Here is a 17,286-nt window from a genome sequence, read left to right on the forward strand (position 1 = left end):
ACCGTCAGAGGGCCTGGTGATCCACCGGGTCGGCCGGGATGGCAGGCCGGGATTCCTGCTAGAGGTCGAGGACCAGCTTCGGGGTGAGCGCTCTGCCGACGCAAGTCATCATGCAGTCGTTCGCCGCCTTCTCGGCGTCATCAAGGACACTGTCACGGTGATCGGGCGTTCCGTCCAGAACGGCAACCTCGCAGGTCCCGCAAATGCCTTCTCTGCAGGAGGTCGGAATGTCGATGCCCGCGGCTTCGAGGACTTCGACGATGGACTGTTCCGGTGCCACGTACAGGGTCTGGGCCGATTGCGCGAGTTCGACTTCGAAGCCCGTGCTCGGACCGGCCGACTCCGTGGACACCGGTGTGAAGCGTTCGAAACGCAGTCGTCCTGGCGGCAATTGGGCACAGGCCTGCTGGGCGGCGTTGATCAACGGCTCTGGACCGCACACGTAGACGTGGGCATCACCTGGCATCGCCCGCACGGCCGCCGGAAGGTCCAACAGTCCGGTCTCATCCTGAGGGGCGATGGTGACCCGGTCGCGGTAACACTCCAGTTCCTTGAGAAAGGCCATACTGGCCCGACATCGACCTCCGTAGAGCAGTCGCCAATCCGATCCGGCGGCCTCCGCGGCCGCGATCATCGGGAGGATCGGCGTGATCCCGATGCCACCTGCGATGAACAGCTGACTGGCGCCGGCCTCCATGGTGAAGTGGTTCCGAGGCCCCACCACGTCGATGGCATCGCCGATGCCCAGCTGATCATGGATGTACACCGAGCCGCCGCGGCTGTTGGCGGACCGCAGCACCGCGATTCGCCATAGGCCGGCCGCGTCTGCGGGCCCGCACAGCGAATAATGGCGGATCAGGCCGGGCGCGAGATGGACCTCGATATGAGCGCCGGCGGACCAACTCGGCAACGGCGAACCGTCGTCGCGACCCAGGAGAACCGAAACGACGCCTTCGGCTTCCTGAGTCAGACCGACGACAGTGAGCCGGAGGTCGCTCCTGGTGTCACTCACCGCAGACACCGAACGTGATGAGCCGGCACTCCATCGATGAACGCGTGACCATTGTTACGCGGTAGCATGGCGGACGACGTCACCGATCATCTTCTGGAAGGCGGCAACCTGGCCTTCGTCCGGAACGAGGACGCCGGTGGCGACCTCACCACTGCGCATCCCGCGATGGACCGACTCGATCAGCGACAGGTCTTCTTCGCCGACTTCGTTGAAGAACTTGACCAGCTTCTGCTCCGTGTCCTCGTCGATCTCGTCTCCCATGAAGTAGTCGTAGTGGGCCAGAGTTTCGTCGGCGCTGACGGGCGTGAACGACAGTGCCGCGAAGTTGCTTCCGCCAGGCCAGATCACGGTCATGAAGTTGGGCCACAGGAAGTCATTCTGGTTTACCTTGATGTCCCCCTCCATGTTGTACGGGGCGCTCTGCGGATCCTCGCGGAATCGCTCCTGGGGGAGTGTCCGTGCGGAGCATGCGGCTCCGTTCACCTCGAAGGGGTAGCCAGTGGAGGTGTTCACCTCGAATGTTTTCGCATAGGCCGGATGAGCGGGAGTGCAGTGGTAGCATTCGAGGAAGTTCTCGACGGCGGTCTTCCAGTTGCCGCGGATCTCAAAGGTCTTACGCGCGCGGAACTTGAGAGTGCTCCGGTTGACGCCGGTTTCGGTGAGCACAGCTTCGAGCGGGGCGACGTAGGAGTCGAACGGCTCCACATCGTGATCCAGGCTCACGAAAATCATCGATGACCACACCGCGACGGGAAGCTTCTTCAGCGGGTAGGCCGACTTGTCGAAACCATCGAACATGTCTTCGCGCGGTGCTGCGCAGAGGTTTCCGCTCAGATCATAGCTCCACGCGTGATAGGGGCAGCTGAATCGGCGGGTGTTGCCGCTCCCTGAAGCGACTTCGTGGAACCGATGCCGGCATACATTGACGATGGCGTTGATGCCGTCGGCGGACTTGGTGACGATGATCGGGGTGTCGACGACCTTCGTCGTGAAGTAGTCGCCCTTCTTCTTCAGCGAGTCCACCGGCCCCACGTACTGCCATGTCCTGGCGAAGATGTGCTTCTTCTCGATATCGAGGATCGCCGGATCGGTGTACCACGACACCGGCAGGGTCTCGACCAGTTCGCCGGTCCGCGCCTGATCAGCGACGTTCAGCAAGGTCATGACTGTCTCCTTCAGTCTGATTTCCAGAGTGTGCTGGACAACTTGGAGGTGACAGTACGCAACGCATATCTATCGGGTCCACTTATAAGTCGTAATTCGTATCTCATGCTGAGTACGCTGTACGCGACACGACTCCGATACAACACCGTTGTGTGGCGTAATGTGGACGATGAGTAGCGAGGTGCGGGCTGAGCGGGATGGCCGTCCAGCACGACCTCCGGGTCAGGTGCAGCTCGATGCCCTGGACCGCTGGCTCTTGGATCAACTCCAGCTGGACGGGCGAAGGCATTTCGAGACCTCGCGCGACAGCTGAACGTGGCAGAGCGGACTGTCCGGACCCAGGTGAAGCGCCTGCGCGACACTGGCGTACTGCGCATTCTCGGCTACGTCGACCCTGGGGACTGTTTCAAGATCGGTGTTTCCGGCCTGGCACGCGCACAGGACCGGCGGGATGGGCACTGCGAGTGATGACAGCGGCCTTTGTGAGTCCACGTGAGCGTGACGAGAAGCCGGCGCGGCTGTCGCCGGAGCAGGCCGCCGCGGCGGCGATGGTGGCCGAGACCGAGCGCGAGGAATGGCCTTGCCCGGCCCCGACGGCCTGCTGAAGCTGTTCACCGAGCACGCGCCGGAAACGGCAGTGAACGAAGAAGTGACCGAGCACCTCGGTCACGAGAAGAATAAGGCCGGCCCCGACCGTGATTCGAACGATGCGTGGAGCGGAACTCGGCCGAAGACAGTGTTGCCGGAGGCCGCCGGCGAAGTGCGGATCGACGTACCTCGGGACCGGGAAGGCACGTTCGAGCGCCAGATCGTGAAGAACCGGCGACGTCGGCCAACGAACGCAGCTCAGATCGTGCTCTCGTTGTACGCAAAAGGAATGACGACCAGATAAGTCTCCGCGCATGTTGGCGAGATCCACGGGCGTCGGTGAGCATGCGGTACTGGTCGCGCGGCCGGGACTTCCAACGTTCCGTCAACCGGTCGGAGAACCACCTGAACGACGCCTCCCGAACCAGCACCTGGTCGATGTCGTGCTCTTCGCGGGATCTCCCGTGATCGCAGGAGTTCCTCCTTCTGGGGCGGGGAGCTGGCCCACGTCCACGACCCGAATCGCCGCCGGTGACCGCGACAACGGCACCAGGGGCTCCGTCGCCGTGGCCTTGGACGCTTCGTCCGGAACCGAGAGATCGATCTCCAGATCGCGAGCGGTGCGTTGCCCCACGAACCCGACACAGGTGCCAGTCAGGCGGTCCTCGTCGCGCGCGACCGCAAGGCGAGAGCATGAAGCGTCAACTCGTCTCCGGTGGGCGGCGCCGAGCTCGACGTACGTTGACCGCCCGCTGCAGCAGCGGGCTGACACCGACGGCGAGCGCGATGATCGCTGATGCCGCAATGCCCGGCCACAGGCCGATCCGCACGAGAAGGGCGCCCACGCCGGCACCAGCTCCGATCGCGACGATGGCCACTGCCCGGCGAACCCAGGGCTGCCCGCTTCGACGCGCAATCCATGAGTCGGCCGCCAGACCGGTGACGGTGGAGGTGACGACCACCGTCGTAACGTCCTTGACCCCGATGTGACGGGCAACGCACGCCTGAAGGCCCATCGGCGCGGCTAGCATCGCGGTGAGGACGTGGCCCAGCGGACTGCCCGCCTCGACCGGCATGACCGCGAGCCCGGCGCCGGCCGCGAAGGTCAGCGCTACGACGAGGAGGAGGCCGGTGGCTCGGGGGACCCAGCCGGCCCCGGCGCCGCGCAGGACGCGGCCGCCGATCGCCGCTCCGGCCATGAACGCGGCGAGCGCGATGAGCGGGCCGAGCACCGGGAGATCGTCGGCGCTCGCGACGGCCATCCCCAAGATGACGACGTTTCCGGTCATGTTGCCGGTGAAGACCTTGTCGAGGCCGAGGTAGCCGACGGCGTCGGAGATCCCGGTCGAGAAGGTGAGGACCAGCATCGAGGCCAGCGCGAAACGTGCGCTCGGCTGCGTGCTCACCGGGTCCTGGAGCTGGCGGGCTTTGATGCTGGTTCCTTCCTGTTCGTGCGTCGGGGATCCGGGCCGATCTCGGTCGGCAGGCCGCCGCCATGGTGCGACCACCGTTCGCCGAGGGAGATGAGCTCACGGTCGCCGGGAGTGAGAACGGGCGATGGGTTCGTCTCGGCGTTTCTCGTCGTCGGGTCGCGCCACTGGCGCGTGTCGGCGGGCGCGACAGCGCCGCGCCCGCCGACCGCGACGTCGGGATGGCAGGGTCAGTCGTCCATGGAAACCTTGTTGGTCTCCGGACCCATCCGGGCGCCGACGAAGGTCAGCACCCCGGCCACGACGAGGAGGAGTACCGGCACGTGCCGGTAGGACATGACCTCCCCAAGCTGGAGCATGATCGCGCTGTAGAACGACGGGATCACCACGGCCACGGTGTAGCCGATGCCGTAGCCCGAGGACCGGACGTTGGTCGGGAACCGTTCACACAGGTACGCGACGATCATCGCGTTGGGTGCGACGGTGATCACCAGGCACAGGCCGACGAGCAGGATGGTGAGCGGCAGTGATCCGCCGCCGCTGACCACACTGATCATCAGCCAATAAAGGCCCGCTGAGAGCGTGACGGTACCGACGCCGGCGATCGAGAGCATCCGCCGCCTTCCGAAGCGCTGGCCGAGCAGGCCGCACAGCGGGTAGGCGACCGCGAGGACGACGTTGGCGATGAGCAGACCCCAAGTGACCGACTGGCCGGGCAGTTTGAAGTAGGAGATCAGCAGGGTGGGGGTGGCTGAGGTCAGGATCTGGATGCCGAACCACAGGCCGGTCATCAGAACGAACACCTGGATGAGAGCCTTGCGGTTCTCCCCGGAGAACAGTGTCTTCAGCGGCGACCCGGTGGACTTCTGTCCAGACTTGCGGGCCTCCTCCCACACCGCGGACTCCTGGACCTCCTTGCGGTAGTAGAAGAAGAAGCACAGCGAGAGCACTCCGCCGATGACGAACGGGATGCGCCAGCCCCACTGCTGATATGGGCCGGTGGCGTTACTCCCGTTGAGCATCCGCATCAGGGCGAAGGTGACCAGCGAGATCGCCACGTAGGCCAGCGGGTAGGCGCCGGCGATGATCCCACCGACCTGGCCACGCAACCGCCGCGGCGCACCCTCGATGGCGAGGGGGTTGGCGCTGGTGTATTGCCCGCCCATGAACACGCCGCCGACGAGCCGGAGCAAGGGCAGCAGGATCAGTGCCCAGAAGCCGGCGACAGCGTAGCCGGGCAGCGCCCCCACGAGGAACGTGGTGACGGTGACACCGCCCGCAGCGATCAGGGTGGTGCGCTTGCGGCCGATCTTGTCGCCGAGGTGGCCAAAGACGAACGTACCGATCGGCCTGCCGAGGAAGGCCGCGGCGAACAGTGCGAACCCGAAGGTGGTCGCCTCGGTCGCGGACAGGTCGGCCGCCATGAAGTAGCCCAGGGCCGGGGCCAAGGCGACGATCGGCAGATAGATGTCGAAGTAGTCGACGAACAAGCCGAACCAGGCGCCCTTCGCAGCGCTCTTGGCCTGTGGGGTCATTCGCTCTGTGGCCGGGTCGGTCGTCAACGGCTCAGCGGCCGACGCGCCGTCGGCGGTCTTCTTGGTGCTCACCGGGCCTCATCCCTCCGGTCTGCGTCGGCGAGGCCGGACGTCGTCGGCCTGTCGTTCGGGGGATGGGGAAATATCGTAGCCATGATCGTCTCTTCTCTTCGCGAACGGGGGCAGGCGCAGGCCAGCGGGAATGTCGACGTTGACAGCAGGTGACCGGGGGCGCCCCTACGAAGAGTGGGAGCGGGGTGGTCGGGGCGGCCGCGGCTGGAACGCCGCCCGGGCCGCCGGAGCGGTCAAGCAGCCCGGGCGGTGGTCTCAGGCCGTGATCTGGGTCGTCAGGTGCGCGTCGCGGTTCTTGAGCATTTCCGCGTCGGCATAACCCATCAGCTCGGGGTTGCCCTTGCCGAGCATGACCTGGAAGTACACGGGCTCCAGGCTGGTGTTGTCGTAACCGTGAATTACCCCTGGCGGGCACGCCACGGTCTCCCACGGGCCGAGGGTGCGGGTGATCCGGTTGCCCTCCTCGTCCTCGACGAACACCTCGAGGTGGCCCTGGAGGACGAAGAACACCTCCTCCACCTCGTGGGTGTGCGGGGCGTTGCCTTGACCCGGCGGCACAAACATGATGCTGAGCGTGAACGCCCGGGCCGGGATGATGGTGGGGTCGGTGACCTTGCCCGAGCCGCCCGCGCCGATGAACCGGTGCTGTGCGCGGCGATACCCGTCGATGCGGGCGTCGGCGAAGGCGTCCCAGTCGGCGGTCTTGTCCCGGAACCGGCCGGTGTAGGTGTCGGCGATCTCCTGGAGCGAGAGCTTCTCGACGTCCGGCGGACGCGGGTGGAATGCTTTACCCATGATTCTCCTCTGGTCGGTGTAGGGGTTGGGGTCGGTTCAGGAACCGAGCTACGCCGTGCGTGCCCGTTCGATGGCCTGGTGCACGCTGAACGGGGTGACGGGGAGCCGGTCGATCGAGACGCCGAGCGGGGCTAGGGCGTCGACGACGGCGTTGGCGATCGCGGCGGGAGGGGAGATCGTCCCCGCCTCGCCGACTCCCTTGACGCCGAGCGGGTTGCGCTCGGACGGGGTCTCCAGGTGGATCTGGTGCGCCACCGGGATGTCGTTCATCGTGGGCAGCAGGTAGTCCATGAATGTCGTGGTCTGCGGCTGCCCCTGCGGGTCGTAGACCAGCTGCTCGTAGAGGGCGGCGCCGATGCCCTGGGCGACCCCCCCTTGGATCTGCCCGTCAACGATCTGGGGGTGGATGATGCGCCCGCAGTCGTGCACGATCACCATGTTCTTCAGGTCCACGAAGCCGGTTTCGACGTCGACCTCGACCTCGGCGACCTGGAAGCCGTAGCCGAAGGTCACCGTAGGCGGAACGAAGTAGTAGGTCTCCTTGATCCCGGCTTCGAAGTCCTTCGGGACCTGCGAGTGTGGGCCGGGCGCGGCGGCAGCGGCGATCTGGGCGAAGGTCACCATCCGATCGGGCTCGTCGGCGACGAAGACCGTCGAGTCGGCGAGCTCGAGGGTCTCCCGCGGCGCGCCGAGGATGGTGGCGGCGATCGCGACGATGCGCTCGCGGAGCCTGCGGGAGGCGACCAGAACGGCCGAGCCCGCGGTCACCGCGCTGCGCGAGGCGAACGTTCCGCAGCCGTAGGGCACCACGGCGGTGTCCCCGGCACGCACGATGACCTGGTCGATGTGCGTCCCGAGCTCATCGCACGCGATCTGGGCTAACGTAGTGCGGTGGCTCTGGCCGTGCGGTGCGCTGCCGGCGCCGACCAGAACGACGCCGGCGGGCGTGAGCTCGACCTGGGCGCCCTCGAAGGGGCCGATGCCGGTGCCCTCGACGTAGGTGCCGACACCGATGCCGCGCCAAACGCCGCGCTCGCGCAGTGCCTGCTGGTCGTGCTTGTGCCGCTCGTAGTCGACGGCGGCGAGCGCCTTGTCGAAGGCTGAAGGAAAGTCGACGGCGTCGTAGACGATCTCGTTGCCGTCCCGGTACGGCATCCCCCGCGAGCAGGGCATGTCTTCCACGGGCACGAGGTTGCGCCGCATGACCTCGACTGGGTCGAGGCCCAGCTTGCGTGCGATCTCGACGACGAGCCGGTCCATCGCGAAGATGGCCTCCGGTCGTCCTGCGCCGCGGTAGGGGACGTTCGGCGTCTTGTTGGTGAGCACGCACTCGCCGCGCGAGCGAAAGTGCGGCACCTGGTAGAGGCTGCGGAAGTGCGCGGCACTGTTGTACGCGCAGGTGATGGAGAACGGATTGTAGGCGCCGCAGTCCAGCAGGAAGCGGTCGTCGATGGCGACGACGGTGCCGTCTGGCTCGTAGGCGACGTCGACGAAGTGGATCTGGTCGCGGGAGTGGGCGGTGGAGGTGAGGTGCTCTAGGCGATCCTCGATCCACCGCAGCGGGATGCGGTAGGTAAGGGCGAGGTGCGCCATGAGCACCTCCTCGGGGTAGACCTGCACCTTCGGGCCGAACCCGCCGCCGACGTCGGGCGCGGTCACGCGGACCTTGTGCTCGGGCACGTCGAGCTGCTCGCAGATACGGGTCCGGACCATGAACGGCGCCTGGGTCGAGCTCCAGACTTGCAGCTCGTCGGCGACTCGGTCGAAAGTTGCGACCACGCCGCGGGTCTCCATAGGTACGCCGGCCTGCCGCTGGGTGGTGAAGCGGAAGCTGTCGGTGTGCGTCGCCTTAGCGAAGGCGGCGGTGACGTCGCCCGCCTCGACCTCGAAGTAGGCCTGGGTGTTGCGGGGTATGTCTTCATGCAGCAACGGGGCCCCGTCGGCGATCGCTTCCTCGGGGTCGACGATCACCGGAAGGTCGGAGTACTCGACTTCGATCAGTCCGAGCGCGTCCTCGGCGACGTAGCGGTCGGTCGCGATGACCGCGGCGATCGCCTGGCCGACGTAGCGGACCCGGTCCACCGGGAGCACCTCGATGTCACACGGGAGAGTGACCGGCGACGCCGCCTCGGCGAGTCCGGGCGGGGTGTGCTCCTGGTCGACGAACCGGCTGAACGGCTTGACCGCGTCCGCGATGTCCGTCCCGGTGATCACCGCGTGCACGCCGGGCAGGCTTTCCGCCGCGCTGGTATCGATCGAGACGATCCGGGCGTGCGCGACGCCGCTGCGCAGCATCGCGACCTCGAGCATGCCGGGCAGTTCGATGTCGGCGACGTAGGTGCCCGTACCTGTGACGAGCGGCCGGTCTTCCTTACGCCGGACGCTGCGGCCGACCCAGGAGGTGCCCGGCGGTGGCGCGGACTCCACTTCCGGGACCACGTGGCCGGAATGGGCTGGCAGGGTGGCGGTCATGCTGCGTCCTCCGGTTCAGTTCGCTCCCCGTCCACGGACGGCGTCCCCTTGTCGGCGGCACCGCAGGCGGACCCGCAGGCTGCCCGTTTGTCCGCCGCGCACTGCACCGCCCGCACGATCGCGGAGTAGCCGGTGCAGCGGCAGATGTTGCCGCCGAGCTGGTCGCGGATCGTCGCGTCGTCGGTGGGGTGTCCCTCGGCGAGGAACTCCTGGGTCGCCATGACGAAGCCCGGCGTGCAGAACCCGCACTGCAGGCCGTGCTGCTCGGAGAACGCCTGCTGGACCTCGTCGAGTTCACCGTCCTGCGCGATCCCCTCGATCGTCGTGATCTCGTGGCGTTGCGCGGTGACGGCCAGCACCAGGCACGCCCGGGCGGAGTAGCCGTCGAGCAGGACGGTGCAGGCACCGCACACACCGTGCTCGCACCCGAGGTGCGTGCCGGTCAGCCCGAGCTTGTCGCGCAGGAAGTCCGCCAGACTGATCCGGGGTTCGGCCTCGGCCGTCAGCGTGGCACCGTTGACAGCCAGGGTGATCGCGATTTCCTGGCCGGTGGCCTGGACGCTCATGAGTTGTCCTCGATCCTCTCGGCGGCGCGGGTGAGGGCCCGCCGGACTATGACGCCCACCAGCCGCCGCCGGTACTCGGCGTCTCCATGCAGGTCCGGGGTGGGCTCAGCGGCCTCGACGGCGGCATCGGCGGCTTCCGCGAAGGCGGCCTCCCCAACTGGTCTGCCACGGAGCGCTTCCTCGGCAGCGGTCAGCCGCACGACCGCGGGCGCGGCGCCGGAGGCGGCCAGGCGCGCGCTCGTGATGCGACCGTCGCCGTCGGTCTCCAGGGCCGCCGCGGCAGACGCGATGGCGAAGTCGCCGTGGCGGCGGGCAAGCTCGACGAAGGCGGTGCCGGTCGTGGGCGAGGCCAGCGGGAACCGGACCTCGGTGAGAAGCTCACCTGGCTCGAGGGTGGTGGCCAGGAAGCCGTCGAAGAACTCGGCCGCGCCAAGGGTCCGCGCGCCGGACGGACCGAGGATCACGAACGTGGCGTCGAGCAGCATCGCCAGGACGGTCCACTCCGCGGAGGGGTCGGCGTGAACGAGGCTGCCCCCGACGGTCCCCCGGTTGCGGATGGCCACGTGGCCGATGTGACGGACGGCCTCGGCGATCATCGGCGACCGGGCCGCGACGCGCGGGTCGAGCTCGATGTCGCGGTGTCGACACAGCGCGCCGACCACGAGCTCGTCGGGTGTGTGCCGGTGGTGCGCCAGCTCGGTCACGCCGTTCAGGTCGATCAGTGCCGTGGGCGCGGCGAGTCGCAGTCCGAGCAGCGGCAGCAGGCTCTGACCGCCGGCCAGGAACTTGGCATCCTCACCGTGCCGGGCCAGCAGATCTACCGCCTCTGCCGCGGTCCCTGGCGCCTCGTAGGCGAACGCCGCGGGCTTCATCGCGCGGTGCCGTCGTCGGCTTGTCGCCGGGCTACCGCCTCGATCTCGACCGTGGCCCCATAAGGCAGAGCCGAGACGGCGAGGAAGCTGCGCGCCGGGCGGGGAGCCTCGAACCGGGCGATCAGCTGATCATTGGCAGCTTCGCGGAGGCTGATGTCGGTGACGAAGTAGGTCAGCTTGACGAGATCTGCCAAGCAGAGCCCGACAGTGCCGAGTCGCTCCTCAAGGCGGTCGAGGGCCGCGTCGAGCGCTTCGCTGGCCCCTGTGACCGGCTCACCCGCGCGATCGACAGCTAGGGCGCCGGAGACGTAGGCCGTGTCACCTACGAGCCTCGCGGGCGAGTAAGGGTGGGCCCGGTCGACGGGCGAGTGAGCTTCAGTCGTCATTCCCACACGGTATTCCAAGTTATTTTTAGTTGACAAGATCTAATCTTGAAAACTTTGTGTCACAAGCGGACGGCTGTCCGTTTGCGTCTAACGGAACGCCGGACGAGCCCGAGGGCCCAGGTCGGCGAGGCAGCGCAGCACCGCCCACGCGACCAGTGCGCTGGTCGCGGGGTTAGCTGGGCTCGGGTAGTTCTCCAAGACGAACCGATGCACGCCGAGGTCCGAGGTGACGGTCACCTCGTGCCTGGTCCGCTCCGCGTTCGGATCGGCCACCAGCTCTACGTGCACCGCCTCGGGCGAATCGACGGCCAGGGCCAGCGCCGCGGCGACATTGAGGTTGGCGGGGAACAGCTCCGCGGCTTGCTCCGGTCCGCCACTGAAGACAACGGATGGCGCGTCACCCGGACGGGCCTGCTGCAACCCGTCGCGCTGCTCGTCTGACATCCAGGGTTGCACGAGCGCGGGCGGGCGCTTCGTCGTGCGAAGGTCCACCCGGACCCCGGAGCCCGAGAGCCGTGCCGCGCGAATCAGGTCGAGGCCGGCGATCGCACCGGTGCTCAGGATGATCCGGCCCGGCCCAGGGTGATCTAGCAGCGGTCGCACCGCGGGCCGGAGAAACGCCCCGGTGGACACCGCGAGAAGAGTGCCGCCACGCTCGAGAACCGCGGGTGCGATTTCCTGCAGAGCCTGCGAGCCCGCCGCCTCCACGATGATGTCCGCGGTGTCCACGAGGGCGTCGACGTCCGCGACGGCGAACTCCTCCGGGGCGCCCGCCTTATCCATGATCCCGGCGAGCACGGCCCCCGGCACCCGGCCCGCAATGAGCGCTTCCACTACCTGACGACCGATCGCGCCGTAGCCGACGAGACCGACCCGCATCGCGTCGACACCGGCCTCGGACCGGGCGAGAGATTCCGCCGTCACCAGGACCGCCTGCGGCGGAACAGGGCGGCGCACAGGCCCGCGACGGCGAGGGCGAGAACGCCTACGGCCGCGGGACCAGCCCAACGCAGCATCGGGGCCGCGCCGAGCAGGTCGAGCGGCTCGACCGAAGCCGCGGACGCCGGAACCGACTCCGCCGGTGTGGCGGCCTGAGCGGACGGGGCGGTCAGCGACTCCGCCAGGGACGAGGAGAACCGGCCGATGATCGAGTCCGCGACGTCGGAGATGACGCCTCGGCCGAACTGGGCCGGCCTTCCCGTGATAGTCATATCGGTGATCACGGTGACCTCGGTCTTGTCCGCACCGGCGGCGCGGAGCGTGCCGGTCAACGTGGCGGCAGCGGTGCCGTTGCCGCGGGTGTCGCGCCCGGACGCGCCGATGACCACGCGGTGGTCGCTGTCGTCGCGCTCTTGGTAGGTGCCCTTGCCCTTGTAGGTCATGGAGATCGGGCCGACCTTGATCTTCACGGTCCCGGCGAACTCGTCACCGGCGGCCTCGGTCAGCGCCGCGCCGGGGAAGCACGGAGCGACGCGCGCGGGATCGTTCAGTGCCGCCCATGCCTTGTCTAGCGGCGCTGCGATGATGAAGGTGTGTTCGAGCTGCACAAGTCGTCCTTTCGATGGTGGATCAAGAAGATCGGCTGATCACAGGCCGCGCGCGGCGGCGCCGGTGCGGGGGTCGGCACCGGCCGACAACGGGCCGTGGTCGCCCGGTAGACGGAGCACCTGCTGAGCGGAGCGCAGCGAGTGTCGTCCGGCCCGGTCGAACTCACCGCGAGCCCGCAGGCTCACCAGATCCGCCGCACAGAACCCCTCCTCGACGACAAGCCGGTCGCCGAAGCGCCCCCAGCGGGGCGCGACAACGAGGGCCGCCGGGTCGTGGACCCCGTCGAGCACGTTCGTGACGGTCTGGGAGTTCCAGCGCATCTGGTTTTCCCCGCCCGGGGTGGCACCCATCATCAGGGTGCCGTCCTCAAGGCCCACCGCCCACGCATGCAGCGTGGTGACCGGTCTGCGGCCCGCGGCGGGGAAGTTGGGGTGCCCCGGGGTGGCGGCAAAGCCTCGGCCGGGGCGGTTGGACAGCACCAAGCCGTAGGGCTCGACGACGATGCCGCTGCCGTAGCGCTGGAACGAGTTCGAGTGCACCAGCACCACAGCGTCGCCGTTGCGGTCGGCCGCAGTGACCACCGAGGTGCCACCGCCCGATGACCGGTCCCCGTAGGTGCGAACCCGGTGCGCGATCGCGGCCTCGACGCAGGCGACCAGCTCACCCGCCGAGCAGTCCCGAGCGGACGCCACGACCGCGTCGAGCAGGGAGGGGCCATGGGTGGGCCCGGGAGTGGCCCACAACCGCCGGGCGCCGGCCGCGCCCGTCGCTGGCGCGCTCCAGACCGCGCGCGCACTGTCGAGCTCGTCGCGCTCGATCACCCCGCCCCTGCGGCGGATCGCCTCATATACCGCGTCCCCGAGCCTGTCGGCGAACAGCGCCTCAGGGTGGGCGACGTAGCGTTCCAGGACCTCGGCAAGGCCAGGCGCCTTCGTGTGCGTCCCCGCCGCGGCGGGTTGTCCCCCTGGCAGGTAGACGACGCCGTCGGGGTTCTGCGCGCGGAGTACCTCGACCGAGCGCTCGGTGAGGTAAGCGCCGATCTCGGTCCAGGCGAACCCGTCGCGGGCCAGCTCGATCGCCGGTGCGGCGAGCCGGGCGAGAGACATCCGGCCGCGTTCGGCCAACGCCCGGTATCCCGCCGGCGCACCGGGAATACCGACGGAGAGCCCCCCGACCGCCGACAGGGGTCGCGTGGCGAGCGTCTCGGCCAGGGCGCGAGGAGCTGTCCCGATCGAGAGCAGCGCTTCCGGCTCGGCGGCGTCCGCGCGCTTCACCAGGGCGACGACGTCACCCGCGAGCCCACACTTGGGAGGCAACATCACCGTCTCGACGAGCGCTGCCGCCACCACGGCGTCGTAGACGGTCCCGCCGTCACGCAGGACCGCGACACCTGCGTCGGCGGCCATCGGAGTGGCGGCGGTGACGACCGCACGCTCGCTAGTCGCACGGTACTGGGCGATCGCCGCCTCTTCGGGAACACTGTGCATTACCACTCCTTGTATGCTCAGATCTAACGTAGTATACAAAAAAAGGTTTGACTACCCAGAATTCTGGACGATTGGCGGCGAAGACATGGCGACGAAGATCGACTCCCGGGTCGAGCAGGCCGAAACCACGGACGTCTTGAGGACCGAGGTGCGGTCACCGGTCGACGGCGCGACGCTGGGGACCGTCACCAACGCCGGACCTGCCGACGTCGCGAGCGCGATCGCGAAGGCCGCGTCTGCCGCCGTGGAGTTCGCCGCGCTGCCTGCCCACCGCCGCGCCGCGTTACTTCGCCAGGCAGCCGTCGCGGTCGACGAACAGCGTGACGCTTTGGTCGATGATCTGGTCCGAGGCCTGGGCAAGCCAGTGCGTTTCGCCCGCGCCGAGGCGAACCGCGGCTCGGACATGTTGCTGCGCTGCGCCGAGGAGCTCAGCTCACTCGGCGGCGAGACCCTGCCGCTCGACGCCGTTCCGGGCGGCGAGGGCCGCACCGGCATGACCTGGCGCGAGCCGCTGGGGGTGATCGCCGCGGTGACCCCGTTCAACGCCCCCGTCAACCTGACCCTGCAGAAGGTCGCACCGGCCCTGGCGATGGGTAACACGGTCATCGTCAAGCCCTCGCCTGAGGCCGCGCTGGTCGTCGAACGCCTCGTCGGCGCCATCTCCAGCGTGTTGCCCGACGGTGTACTGCAGGTTTTGCACGGCGGCCCGGAAGTCGTGCTCGGCCTCTCGCGCGACCCGAGGGTCGACGCGGTGTCTCTCACCGGCGGCACGGTCGCCGGCGAGGCCGTACTCCGGGAGGCGGGGATCAAGCCGGTCCTGCTCGAGCTCGGCTCGAACGCGCCGAATATCGTCCTGGCCGACGCCGACATCGCCGACGCGGCCACCCGGATCACCGGCGCGGCCTTCGGGGCGAGCGGGCAGCAGTGCATCTCCGCCCAACGGATCCTCGTCGAACGTTCGGCACACGACGAGTTCCTCGCCGCGTTCCTCGCCGCGGCTCGCGGCCTCGTTGTCGGGGACCCGGCCGAGACAGCGACCGACCTCGGCCCGATGATCCACCGGCGGTCCCGGGACCGGGTCGTCGAACTCGTCGACGACGCCGAGGCCCGCGGCGGGCGGATCGCCCTCGATGGCCGCACGGACTCGCTCTACCTCGGCCCGACCGTGGTGACCGACCCGCACCCGGACTCGCGCCTGCTGCGCGAGGAGGTCTTCGGCCCCGTCGTCGTCGTCCAGTCCGTCGACGATCTCGACGACGCGTTGGCCGTCGCCAATTCCGTCGATGTGGGACTGCAGGCCGCGTGCTTCACTCGTGACCTCGACCGGGCCTTCGCCGCGGCCCGCGGGCTCCGGGCCGGCTCCGTGTGGATCAACGAGGCCACCCGGTTCCGGCTGGACACCTACCCGTTCGGCGGTGTCGGGCGCAGCGGGCTTGGTCGCGAGGGTGTGCGGTACGCGATGGAGGAGCTCTCAACCCTCAAGTTCGTGGGTCTCCGCCACAATTGACGTACGACACGCGGCGATCACACCTTGCAGGAGCGGCTATAGGGCCAGCTCGTCGAGATGCTCGTCGGCCGGAGAGACCCCGTCCGGCGGGCCATCCGGGAGAATCACTGTTCAGTGACCGGAGTCGCGCGGCCGCGGCCGTTGATCGACGTCGGCGATCCAGTCAATCCGACACCGCCTGTTCATCACGAGCTGACGACGCCGGCACGCTAGACCTCCCGGACTCGTTCCCGGCCTTCCTCGACCGGAAGATCCACCGGCTGCCGAACAACGTCCGGATAGACGGCTCGTCGAAGACGATCGTGTGCGCGCCTCTGGACGCACAAGATGTCCAGAGGCGCGCACCGGCCCCGCTCGCCGACACATCGTCACCACCCATGAGCTGCTTCTGCAGCGGTGAAGTGCGGCGAGCCATGTCCCAGGGTGAGCGCACCGTTACTTCTTAGCCATCTGGTCGTCAAGAATTGATATGGTCGATGAGCAGAGTGGTGGTTGATGAGGTGGAGAAACGATGACGGCCGTATCGCAAGGGGCGCTGGTCGGCAGCGCCAGTCAGACGCTGCGCGAGCAGGTCTACGACCGGCTCGTCGAAATGATCGTCTCGGGCGAGATCCCACCCGGCGGGTCGATCCGCGAAAACCAGACGGCGGAACTGCTCGGTACGAGCCGCCTCCCGGTGCGCGAGGCCCTCCAGCAGCTCGAGGCCGAGGGCTGGCTCGAGCGCCGTCCCCGCGGCATCGCACGTGTTCGCACGCCGCAGATTACCGACATCGATGAGATCTTCGACATGCGCAGGCTGCTCGAGGTCGAGGCCATCGGACTCGCCGTGCGCCGCGCCTCGCTGGAGGACGTGGCCCGGTTGCGCGCGCTCTCCGACGCCGGGGCCGCCGCCGCCACGGCCGGCGACCAGCGGAACGCCATGCGGCTCAACGCCGAGTTCCACCACGAGCTGGCCGCTCTTGCCCGCCACGGCATGCTGAATGCCTTCCTCAAGATCCTCGACCGCAAGGTCCATTGGCTGTTCAGCAACGTCCGGATGGACCGCTTCGCCGAGCACGACCCGATCCTCGACGCCCTCGACGCGCGGGATGTTGAGGCAGCCCGCGCGGCGGCCCGCGAGCACATCGAGCGCACGCACGACATCCTCCGCGAGAAATGGGGACGCACGCCGTAGCACCGGCCCATTAGAACGTGTCTTACGTGGCGATCAGTGGCTGACGCGCCATGATCGTGGTTGTGGTTGATCGGTTGTCGTTGCGTCTTGTGCCGGATGAGTTGCGGGAACTGGTGGAGCCGTTGATCCCTGCGTTCACGCCGCGTCCGCAGGGTGGCGGGACCGCGCCGTTGGATCCGCGGCAGGTGTTCACCGCGATCGTGTACGTGCTGACCAGCGGATGTGCTTGGCGGGATCTGCCGCCCTCGTTCGGGGTGCCGTTCCAGACCGCGCATCGTCGCTTCACGCTGCGGACCGAGGCCGGGCCATGGCGCGCGCTCCATCGTGTTCTGCTCGACGAACTGGGCAGCCATGGCTTGCTCGACTGGAGTCGTGCGATCGTGGACGGTGCCTCCGTCCGCGCGAAAAAGGGGATCTCTGACCGGTCCCAGCCCGGTCGACCGAGGTAAGCCCGGCTCGAAAATCCACCTCTTGTCCGACCGTGCCGGGCTGCCGCTCACGGTCGCGGTCTCCGCCGCGAACACCCACGACTCGCTCGACGTACGTGTTCGACTGCCCCCGACCAGCGAACGGCGTCACCCGCGACCGGTCACGGTCAGCGCCTCGCCGGCGTCATCGGCCGCCGCGCAGAGCGATCCGAAGTTCGTTCCAAAGTCGAGCGTGGACAAGCGCTACTTC

General features: G+C 68.2%; 16 protein-coding genes and 1 pseudogene. 5 read left to right on the forward strand and 12 right to left on the reverse strand.

Annotation, left to right across the window (positions count from 1 at the left end):
• Nucleotides 1-58: 58 nt before the first annotated feature.
• Both AMETH_RS30195 and AMETH_RS30200 read right to left on the reverse strand, forming a co-directional pair.
• A complete protein-coding gene (locus AMETH_RS30195; RefSeq protein ID WP_017984959.1) occupies nt 59-1,012 on the reverse strand; it encodes a PDR/VanB family oxidoreductase in 954 nt (317 codons plus the stop codon).
• A 54-nt stretch (nt 1,013-1,066) separates the two neighbouring features.
• Nucleotides 1,067-2,176 (reverse strand): aromatic ring-hydroxylating oxygenase subunit alpha, encoded by a 1,110-nt coding sequence (locus tag AMETH_RS30200; RefSeq protein ID WP_017984960.1) that lies wholly within the window; start codon nt 2,174-2,176, stop codon nt 1,067-1,069.
• Nucleotides 2,177-2,425: 249 nt separating this feature from the next.
• Here AMETH_RS30200 and AMETH_RS42820 point away from each other — a divergent pair, with 249 nt between their 5' ends.
• Together AMETH_RS42820 and AMETH_RS30205 are read left to right on the forward strand one after the other, a co-directional pair.
• Nucleotides 2,426-2,644 (forward strand): winged helix-turn-helix transcriptional regulator, encoded by a 219-nt coding sequence (locus tag AMETH_RS42820; RefSeq protein ID WP_156131880.1) that lies wholly within the window; start codon nt 2,426-2,428, stop codon nt 2,642-2,644.
• Between the two features lie 112 nt (nt 2,645-2,756).
• Entirely contained in the window at nt 2,757-3,068 is a 312-nt protein-coding gene (locus tag AMETH_RS30205) for a transposase (protein ID WP_209436826.1), read from the forward strand.
• Between the two features lie 397 nt (nt 3,069-3,465).
• Here AMETH_RS30205 and AMETH_RS30210 read toward each other — a convergent pair whose 3' ends face one another.
• The 10 genes from AMETH_RS30210 to AMETH_RS30255 form a co-directional block, all read right to left on the reverse strand.
• On the reverse strand, nt 3,466-4,170 hold the full coding sequence (locus tag AMETH_RS30210) for a YoaK family protein (RefSeq protein ID WP_017984962.1): 705 nt from the start codon (nt 4,168-4,170) through the stop codon (nt 3,466-3,468).
• 254 nt (nt 4,171-4,424) lie between these two features.
• Nucleotides 4,425-5,801, reverse strand: a complete 1,377-nt coding sequence (locus tag AMETH_RS30215; RefSeq protein WP_017984963.1) for an MFS transporter — start codon at nt 5,799-5,801, stop codon at nt 4,425-4,427.
• A 255-nt stretch (nt 5,802-6,056) separates the two neighbouring features.
• A complete protein-coding gene (locus AMETH_RS30220) occupies nt 6,057-6,596 on the reverse strand; it encodes a cupin domain-containing protein (protein ID WP_017984964.1) in 540 nt (179 codons plus the stop codon).
• Between the two features lie 48 nt (nt 6,597-6,644).
• Nucleotides 6,645-9,068: a xanthine dehydrogenase family protein molybdopterin-binding subunit gene (locus AMETH_RS30225; protein ID WP_017984965.1), complete on the reverse strand. Its 2,424-nt coding sequence runs from the start codon at nt 9,066-9,068 to the stop codon at nt 6,645-6,647.
• The gene (locus AMETH_RS30230; RefSeq protein ID WP_017984966.1) at nt 9,065-9,634 is read right to left on the reverse strand and encodes a (2Fe-2S)-binding protein; all 570 of its coding nucleotides are present in this window, start codon (nt 9,632-9,634) and stop codon (nt 9,065-9,067) included. The genes AMETH_RS30225 and AMETH_RS30230 overlap by 4 nt, the downstream gene beginning before the upstream one ends.
• A complete protein-coding gene (locus AMETH_RS30235) occupies nt 9,631-10,506 on the reverse strand; it encodes an FAD binding domain-containing protein (RefSeq protein WP_017984967.1) in 876 nt (291 codons plus the stop codon). The genes AMETH_RS30230 and AMETH_RS30235 overlap by 4 nt, the downstream gene beginning before the upstream one ends.
• Complete coding sequence (locus tag AMETH_RS30240; RefSeq protein ID WP_017984968.1) at nt 10,503-10,892, reverse strand: RidA family protein; 390 nt, start codon at nt 10,890-10,892, stop codon at nt 10,503-10,505. The genes AMETH_RS30235 and AMETH_RS30240 overlap by 4 nt, the downstream gene beginning before the upstream one ends.
• Nucleotides 10,893-10,979: 87 nt before the next feature.
• Complete coding sequence (locus AMETH_RS30245; protein WP_156131742.1) at nt 10,980-11,816, reverse strand: aspartate dehydrogenase domain-containing protein; 837 nt, start codon at nt 11,814-11,816, stop codon at nt 10,980-10,982.
• Complete coding sequence (locus tag AMETH_RS30250) at nt 11,813-12,439, reverse strand: SRPBCC family protein (protein ID WP_017984970.1); 627 nt, start codon at nt 12,437-12,439, stop codon at nt 11,813-11,815. The genes AMETH_RS30245 and AMETH_RS30250 overlap by 4 nt, the downstream gene beginning before the upstream one ends.
• 39 nt (nt 12,440-12,478) lie before the next feature.
• On the reverse strand, nt 12,479-13,927 hold the full coding sequence (locus AMETH_RS30255) for a gamma-glutamyltransferase (protein WP_017984971.1): 1,449 nt from the start codon (nt 13,925-13,927) through the stop codon (nt 12,479-12,481).
• Nucleotides 13,928-13,940: 13 nt separating this feature from the next.
• Here AMETH_RS30255 and AMETH_RS30260 point away from each other — a divergent pair, with 13 nt between their 5' ends.
• From AMETH_RS30260 to AMETH_RS30270, 3 genes and pseudogenes are all read left to right on the forward strand, one after another.
• Nucleotides 13,941-15,434: an aldehyde dehydrogenase family protein gene (locus tag AMETH_RS30260; RefSeq protein WP_081617616.1), complete on the forward strand. Its 1,494-nt coding sequence runs from the start codon at nt 13,941-13,943 to the stop codon at nt 15,432-15,434.
• Nucleotides 15,435-15,945: 511 nt separating this feature from the next.
• Nucleotides 15,946-16,608: a GntR family transcriptional regulator gene (locus tag AMETH_RS30265; protein WP_017984973.1), complete on the forward strand. Its 663-nt coding sequence runs from the start codon at nt 15,946-15,948 to the stop codon at nt 16,606-16,608.
• Between the two features lie 62 nt (nt 16,609-16,670).
• Nucleotides 16,671-17,193: pseudogene (locus tag AMETH_RS30270) on the forward strand (IS5 family transposase); the annotation flags it as partial.
• Nucleotides 17,194-17,286: the final 93 nt, after the last annotated feature.

It is taken from the genome of Amycolatopsis methanolica 239, assembly GCF_000739085.1.
GTDB lineage: Bacteria > Actinomycetota > Actinomycetes > Mycobacteriales > Pseudonocardiaceae > Amycolatopsis_E > Amycolatopsis_E methanolica.

Coding starts and splice junctions, on each gene's coding strand:
- AMETH_RS30240 (WP_017984968.1), bottom strand. CDS start 10,892: ATGACGACTGAAGCTCACTCGCCCGTCGACCGGGCCCACCCTTACTCG.
- AMETH_RS30220 (WP_017984964.1), bottom strand. CDS start 6,596: ATGGGTAAAGCATTCCACCCGCGTCCGCCGGACGTCGAGAAGCTCTCG.
- AMETH_RS30200 (WP_017984960.1), bottom strand. CDS start 2,176: ATGACCTTGCTGAACGTCGCTGATCAGGCGCGGACCGGCGAACTGGTC.
- AMETH_RS30235 (WP_017984967.1), bottom strand. CDS start 10,506: ATGAAGCCCGCGGCGTTCGCCTACGAGGCGCCAGGGACCGCGGCAGAG.
- AMETH_RS30265 (WP_017984973.1), top strand. CDS start 15,946: ATGACGGCCGTATCGCAAGGGGCGCTGGTCGGCAGCGCCAGTCAGACG.
- AMETH_RS30230 (WP_017984966.1), bottom strand. CDS start 9,634: ATGAGCGTCCAGGCCACCGGCCAGGAAATCGCGATCACCCTGGCTGTC.
- AMETH_RS30255 (WP_017984971.1), bottom strand. CDS start 13,927: ATGCACAGTGTTCCCGAAGAGGCGGCGATCGCCCAGTACCGTGCGACT.
- AMETH_RS30260 (WP_081617616.1), top strand. CDS start 13,941: ATGCTCAGATCTAACGTAGTATACAAAAAAAGGTTTGACTACCCAGAA.
- AMETH_RS30225 (WP_017984965.1), bottom strand. CDS start 9,068: ATGACCGCCACCCTGCCAGCCCATTCCGGCCACGTGGTCCCGGAAGTG.